General features: G+C 62.2%; 7 protein-coding genes and 1 pseudogene. All 8 read right to left on the bottom strand.

All coding sequences use genetic code 11. The features are described 5' to 3' along the window. Window positions 1–262 (bottom strand): annotated as a pseudogene (locus BLP62_RS14240) (transposase); the annotation flags it as partial. Continuing rightward, window positions 144–2,000: a vWA domain-containing protein gene (locus BLP62_RS12985; RefSeq protein ID WP_244880390.1), complete on the bottom strand. Its 1,857-nt coding sequence runs from the start codon at window positions 1,998–2,000 to the stop codon at window positions 144–146. The pseudogene BLP62_RS14240 and the gene BLP62_RS12985, both read right to left, overlap by 119 nt. Before the next feature lie 138 nt (window positions 2,001–2,138). Further along, window positions 2,139–3,272, bottom strand: coding sequence for an RNA ligase (locus BLP62_RS12980; protein WP_081892735.1), 1,134 nt, complete (start codon window positions 3,270–3,272; stop codon window positions 2,139–2,141). A gap of 101 nt (window positions 3,273–3,373) precedes the next feature. After that, the gene (locus BLP62_RS12975; protein ID WP_038069790.1) at window positions 3,374–3,643 is read right to left on the bottom strand and encodes a hypothetical protein; all 270 of its coding nucleotides are present in this window, start codon (window positions 3,641–3,643) and stop codon (window positions 3,374–3,376) included. Between the two features lie 19 nt (window positions 3,644–3,662). After that, window positions 3,663–3,944 (bottom strand): hypothetical protein, encoded by a 282-nt coding sequence (locus tag BLP62_RS12970; protein WP_143004379.1) that lies wholly within the window; start codon window positions 3,942–3,944, stop codon window positions 3,663–3,665. Window positions 3,945–3,955: 11 nt separating this feature from the next. After that, on the bottom strand, window positions 3,956–4,372 hold the full coding sequence (locus BLP62_RS12965) for a YbjN domain-containing protein (RefSeq protein WP_093008704.1): 417 nt from the start codon (window positions 4,370–4,372) through the stop codon (window positions 3,956–3,958). Between the two features lie 4 nt (window positions 4,373–4,376). Continuing rightward, a complete protein-coding gene (locus tag BLP62_RS12960; RefSeq protein WP_241374321.1) occupies window positions 4,377–5,804 on the bottom strand; it encodes a TROVE domain-containing protein in 1,428 nt (475 codons plus the stop codon). Window positions 5,805–5,823: 19 nt separating this feature from the next. Continuing rightward, window positions 5,824–6,162, bottom strand: a 339-nt coding sequence (locus tag BLP62_RS12955; protein ID WP_176758233.1) for a transposase, incomplete at its 5' end; no start/stop codon positions are given.

Here is a 6,162-nt window from a genome sequence, read left to right as displayed (position 1 = left end):
TGGGGCCCTTTCTCCGCCTGGCCCGGTCCAGGGCTTTCTGGGCCTCCTCGCGGGCCAGGCGGATGAGGGCGCGGGTGGGCCAGGGGTAGCGGTTGAGGAAGCGGGAGAGGGCGGAGGGGGACTTGGTCTTGCTGTGCTGGGGTCTAGCCTTGCCGTGACCGGTGAGGAAAAGGAACAACAGGGCCTTCAAGGATTCCCGCAGGTGGGGGGTTGGCATGAGGGCCAGGATGGTCCAAAGTAGGGATAGGGCTGCTGGGCTCATGGCGCCCCTCATAAGAGGGGAAACCAGCAGCCCTCTTCAAGTGGTCCCCAAGCATACTCATGCCCGCGGCGAATAAGTGCAAGTTTTGAGTTATCTTTTCTTCCCAGTCTAGGAGGTCCCCATTTTCTAGGGAGAAACCACTTTGCTTGGCTCGTACGCCCGGTGGAAGGCTATCCAGGTAGGCTTTATTCCTCCGGAAGCTAATCTTCACCCCCTCGAGGCGCTCCTCGCCAAAGAGCCTGCCCACATCCACAATCCCCTTTAAGGGTTTTTTCGCTTCCTCGCAGTTCTTATCGGGAGCTGCGGTGAACTCCCCCTCTCCCCAGGGCCGTGTGCTCTGCCACCACCGCCAGAGAAGGCCTAAAAGGAGGAGGAGAAGGAGAAGCCAAAGCCACCAGTACCGCCTGAGCCAGTCCCAGAGGGTGAGGGGCTGGGTCACGGAGGGCAGGCTGGGTGGAGGCTGGATGACGCTTCCCGCTGGCCCGGTTACCTGGAGGGTAGGGGTGACGGTGTTTCCTCCCCTCAGCCCCGTGTTTTCCAAAGAAATCTTGAGCTCTTCTCCCGGAAGAAGGGACACGGGGCCCTCTTTACCGTTTAGGATGGCTTTTAGCCCCGGGGGGGTTTCTAGGGCCACGTGGAGGGGTTCCTTGGCCCAGGGGTTGCCTTGGACTTTGTAGACGAGCTGGGCCCGTTCACCGGGGCGTAGGGATAGGGCTTCCGGAACGTTGGAGGGCACAAGGGCGTACTCCGCGGGGGGGTGAAACGCCAACTTCAAGGCGATTTCCCTAGGCCGAACCACGGTGTTCTCGGGCACCTCGGGGCAGAGCCAGGCCTCATAGGTGCCAGGAGGCAAGGCCTCCCCGTTGCGGATTCGGAAGGCGATGGTGGAGGTGCCGTTGGCTGGGATCTGGGAGGGCGCCACTTCCAGGAAGGCTCCGGCCTGGTCCAGGGTGGGGGCGTAGACCCGAAGGCGGATCCCTTGAACAGGGCCCCGGGCCTCGAGGCGGATATCCCGCTTGGTCTCCTTAGACGTCCAGAGGTTACCGAGGTCCAGGGTGGGGGGCTGAAGGAGGACTTCGCTGAGGGTGGGCACCTGATTGGGTGCCGCCTCGAGGACCTGGGCGTTCGGAATCCTTTGAACCTCCCTTTTCACCTCCAGGGGCGCAGGGATGCCGAGGCTGATGTAAAAGAGCCAATCATAAGGTCCTCGGACAATCTGGTACCGCCGGGCCACGTCTTGGAAGGAAAGGGGCGCCGGATCGTTGTCGCGCCCGTCGGTGAAGATATAAATGCTTACGGCTTCGTTGGCACGGCGGGTTTTCTCCAGTTCTTGGAGTACTTTTAAAAGCGTCGCATAGAGGTAAGTTTGGGAGCCTTTGGCCTCCATACGGTCTATGAACTGGAGAAGGGCCGCTTTTTCCTCAGGAAGCGTGAAGGTATAGCTTGGCTTTGGCCCGGCGTCAAAGGGTTGAACGGTTACCCGGCTTCCGTCAGGGACTTGACCGATGAACTTCTTTAACTCGCTCTTGACCTTGGGGAAAATGACCCGGCCCTGACCGTCTCCGAGGCCCATCATGGAGCCTGAGGTGTCCACGACGAAGACATAGTGGTATCTCTCCGGTAAGACCGGTGGCGGGGCTGGGGTTGCTGACCCGTTGGGCTTGCAATCTTGGGCAAGGGCAACGAGTAAGGCAAAGATAACGCTCCCAAAGCACAGAAGTTTACGCTTCGTCAACATGCCGCCAACCTCCTAAAGGAGAGTTTAAGTTACCCCAAGGGGTCACGGTGGCGGCTCTGACCATGCCAGGCTCCCCTTCCAGCTAAAGGGGTGGCCAGGCCAACAGGGTGGTGAGGATCGTCTTCTGAACGCGATAGCTCAAGCCTCCTCCAGAAGGGCGTCTAGGATTTGGGGACCTCTACCCTTGAGCAAGGTCTTAAAGCGGGCCCAGGCTCTTTCCTCTCCTCCCTCATAGGCCGCCAGGGCGAGGCTTAAGCGGGCTTGCGCCAGGGGAAGGGAGCGGAGGCGACCTTCAAGAAGCGCAACGGCTTCCTTCCGGGGAAGGCCCCTAACCTCCTCTGCCATGGCCAACGTTTCCCCGATCAGGTTCCGGATCCTACGGTACAACCGGAGAAAGTCCCCTTGCATCTCTGGCTCAGAGCTCAGACCGGCGATGAAGTCGTCAAAGCGATCTTCCATCAGGGACCTGGAGAACTCCCGAAGGTGGTCCTGGAACCTGCGCTGCTTCCGGGAAAAGCCCAGGGCCCAGTCGGTTTTGACCTTGAGGAAATCCCCCTCTTCCAGCCAAAGGACGTAACCCTCCTTGTCCTTCTCGTTGCGCACCCTGCGGTGCAGCTCCTCCAGGGTTCCTGCCCCGGCTGGACGCCAGGAGACGTGGGGCACCTGGAAGCTCTGGAGAAGGGCGTCCAGCTCGGGAGCGGCTCCGGGGAACCAGTAGCGGCCTGTGGGGATGTGGCGGATGGCCAGGAGCACCGCCGCCGCTTCTTCGTGGCGTTCCAGGGAGAGGCGCTTCGGGTCCACCACCTCAAAAAGCAGGGTTATGGACCCGAGGCTTTCCAGGGCCTGGCGCACGAAGGCGTCGTGGCGAGGGGTCCAGGCCTGGCGCCAGGAGGCGTGCTCCGCCTTGGACAGGCGAAGCGCGGCCCGGCTGGCGAACCAGAGCTTTTCCTGGAAGGCGAAGACCTGGAGAAGGAAACCGTCCACCTTGCGGGCGAGGAGGTCGTTGGTTTTCAAGGGCCGGTCTGGGGGGAAGCCACAGCGAGGGTCTCCCAGGTTAAAAAAGCGATGGAAAGGTCGGGAGACGGCCTCCCCGGTGGCCTCCGCGTACACGATGCCCCGGAGTTCCCTCGCCTCCGCATCCCAGGAGGCTTCGCTAAAGCCGCCCTTCTCCCGATAGCTGATCAGGACCAACCCCTCCTCTCTCTGGACGCGGAAGGGGGGATGGGCCGCTATCTCTAACGCACGCTTTAAAGGTGGTGGAGGTTTCCTCATCACGCTACCCCCTATGCGCTTTTCCGGAGCAGGAAGCTTTCCACGAGGAGAGCATCCAGAAGCCTTACCTCACTGGCCACCCCGGCAAGGCGAACGGAAGTTCACTCCTTTGGTCCGAACTCGTACTCCCCGGTGAAGGGGTTTTGCCTGAGCTCCCAGTCCTCGGGTACCTGCTCGTACCGCCCCGTGTAGGGGTTGAACTTGTCCACCAGGCGTTTGCCCTTCTTGCTGTACCGGCCCGTGAAGGGGGAGTAGCTGGTGTCCTCCGGGCGTCCCATCTCGTAGCCCCCCTCGTACTCGTTGTAGGTGGCCTCCTGGTCCTCCTCCGCGTACTCGTACCGACCGGTGTAGGGGTTGTACTTAAGCGGCATCCTTCACCTCCTTGCATCTTTAGCCTAAAGAGTCCTTTCCTGAATTGAAGGTTTCTAAGGCCATGCTGAGCTTCCTCAGGAACTCTGGGGGGAAGGTGTCGAGGTAGGTGAAGGGAAAATATCGGAAGACCTCCTCTCTTTCAAGCTCGAAGAGCTTGATGGTATCTAGGAAGGCTTGGACAGCCTCCCCTTCCAGCCTTTCCTTCTCCTCCTGGGTCTGGGCGTGCCGGGCCCTTTGCACCTGATTGTGTATAAAAGCTAGTGTGAGGGCGGCGATGAGCTCTTTGACTGGATTCCTCATCCGGGTCCTCCTCAGGCCTCCAAGCCCTCGAGCCAGAGCAGGAAGTGTACCGTACCTGCCAAAGCGTTGAAGAGGAGGCTCCGGAGCAGGGCTGGATGGATTCCCTCTTCCAAATCCCAGTGGTAGTCCAGGTGAATCCTACCCTTACGCAGGAAGGCCCGGGGCCACCTGCGCTCGGCGTTCCACGCGTTCACCCGTCTTAGGGCCTCCTCCTCCGGCCAATCGGGGGCACCTTGCACCTGGGCTATATAGCTCAATACTTGCCCCGGACTCACAGCAAAGGCGGCGAAGGCGAGGGCCTTTACTCTTTCGTCGGCCAGGATGACCATGGGGTCCCCGTCCGGGTCCGTGAGCACCTTGAGGTCCAGGCCTTCCAGGATTTCCCGCACATGCTCCCGCGTCAGAGGCTGGATCCAGGTCTCCGTCATGGTCCTACCTCCTCTCTTCGTCTTCAGGTTCCTCCACGGGGGCGACAGGTGCTGTCGTCCTTTCCCAGGCCCCGCTCCTAATCCAAGCCACGGGGTCCTTCACCTCCAAGAGGAAAAGGATCTCCAAAAGGCGTTCGCTCCACCCTCCCATGCGCACCACACCGCGCTCCGGAAAGGCCAGGGGGGCGTACCCCGCCACGTTGATCACGTAGGCGCTTCGCTTGGGGTTCTGCTCCAGCCACCTCCTCAAGGGGGCGTAAGCGTCGTCATGCACCTGCTCGTCCGTGAAGATCACCACGCGGTGGCCGCTAAAGCCAGGGAGGCTCTCCTCTAGGGCCTTCCCCAGGAAGGTCCCACCCCTGCCTGCTTCCAGGAGGGCCGCCACTAGGCGTGCGAGGGGCGCTTCCGGGGGCTGGGCCACCGGGTGGACCCTATCGTCAAACCCAACGAGCCTTCCCCCCGTTTTTCGGTAGAGCAGGGCCCCCAGGCTTGCCGCCGCCAGGGCGTAGTTGACCTCGCTTCCCCAGGCAAGAGGCTGGAACATGGACCCCGAGACATCCACAAGGATCAGGGTTTCCCCTTCCAGGGCCAAGGGCGGTGCGGTCCCCTCCAGAGCGTCCTCCAGCATAGTCAACACCGCGGGGGGCCACCCCTCTTGGTGGCCTAGGAAGATGGCCAAGAGCCACTGGTGGGGGTACACCTGCCAGGAGGCCACCTCCGGGGAGAGAAGCTTTCTCCACAAAAGCTCCTGTACCTCCTCCTCCGCCAAGAGGCCGAAGCGGTGAAGGTTCCTTAGGTTCCGCACCAGGGAAAGGCCGCGAAGGTGGGGAAGCGCCTTGAGCCACGCCTCCCTGGTCGCCCCTTCCGCGGAAAGGATCCGCTCCCAGGTAGGGCGCTCCTCAAGGAGCCGGGCCACGAAGGCCTGGGCCTCGGGAAGGGCGCGTTTTCCCCGGGCCAGCCACTCGTACACCAGGGCGTGGGCTTGGTCCTGGGGCCTCGGATGGGTGAGGATAAGGGCATCGCGTTGGGAGAAGGCGTGGCCAGACCTCCTGTACTTCAGGAGGGCTTGTGGACTCATGGCGTTGAGCCGCCAGGCTACTGCCCGCTTCAGGGCTTTCCGCAGCTTCCACCCCTGGGCGCGGGTGTAGGCGAGGGTCTCCAGATGCTCATCCCCCCGCAACCACACCCCGCGGGCCGCGGCCTCCGCAGCTTCCCTGGGGCCCCACCAAAACAGGTGGGCCACCAGGGCGCTCGGTCCCGAGCGCAGCCCCAGGACCTGCCGGGTGTACCGGGCTAGGGCGGCCACGTACCAGGGGTCGCTGTGGCTCAACACCTGGGCGAGGTGGTAGAAACGTTTTCTACGAAGGAGGTCCTGCTCATAGTACCCATCCCCGGCGAAGAGGCTTCCCGCGAGGAGCAGGAGGAGTTCCATCTCGGGGCTCCCGGTCGTGTCAAGAGTTATGTGTAAGAGTCTGTGTACGGGGGGCATACCGCTCCTGAAGCATCTTCTCCAGCGCCTCCTTCACCTCCGAGAACCCCTTTAGTTTCCGTTCTGCCCACCTCCCCTCTTGCCTCTCTGACTCCAGGTAAAGGAGCTTGTATACCGCCTCCGCCTTGGGAAACTTGTGGTCCCGCACCTTCGTCCCACGCCGCACTTCCCGGATAAACCGCTCCATCAGGTTGGTGCTCCGCAAGTACGGCCAAAGCACCTTGGGGTACCCGTAGAACCGCAGGAAGGCCCCCGAATCCTGTACCCAAAGCCCCACCACCCCCGGGTACCGCGAACCCCA

This window comes from Thermus arciformis, from assembly GCF_900102145.1.
GTDB lineage: Bacteria > Deinococcota > Deinococci > Deinococcales > Thermaceae > Thermus > Thermus arciformis.
This window is presented reverse-complemented; position numbering and strand designations above follow the sequence as displayed.